At 35.6% G+C, this 371-nt stretch carries 1 protein-coding gene and 1 pseudogene; both read left to right on the forward strand.

Annotated features, from left to right (window positions below):
- Window positions 1-3 precede the first annotated feature (3 nt).
- Complete coding sequence (locus tag CP366_RS10490) at window positions 4-126, forward strand: DUF3173 family protein (protein ID WP_233197992.1); 123 nt, start codon at window positions 4-6, stop codon at window positions 124-126.
- Window positions 104-371, forward strand: a pseudogene (locus tag CP366_RS11035) (site-specific integrase); the annotation flags it as partial. The gene CP366_RS10490 and the pseudogene CP366_RS11035, both read left to right, overlap by 23 nt.

The raw sequence follows: 371 nt of genomic DNA on the forward strand, positions 1-371 counted from the left end.
CTTGTGGAACAAGGTTTGCCTTTATACAATGGGAAAAGGATTGGTGTTGTACCAGTTCGTGCTGTTGAAAAAATTGTTGGGTTTCCGTTATTAAAAGACGGGAATGATAGCATTGGCAAAGACTAAATATCCAGATGTTTATGTAGACAATAAGGGTCATTACTATTATTTAGTTGAATTAGGCCATGATTTACTGACAGGGAAAAGAATCCAAAAGAAAAGCCGACGTGATGCCAATAATAATAGGTTTAGGTCTGCTCACGATGCCTATAAAGAGTGCTTAAGAATAAAAAATGAGTACCAGAGTCAAAATGGTTATGCAAACTATGGACTCTTATACAGTGACTTTATGAAGAATTACTATATCCCTT

This window comes from Lactobacillus sp. UMNPBX15 (assembly GCF_002553785.1).
GTDB classification, from domain to species: domain Bacteria; phylum Bacillota; class Bacilli; order Lactobacillales; family Lactobacillaceae; genus Lactobacillus; species Lactobacillus crispatus.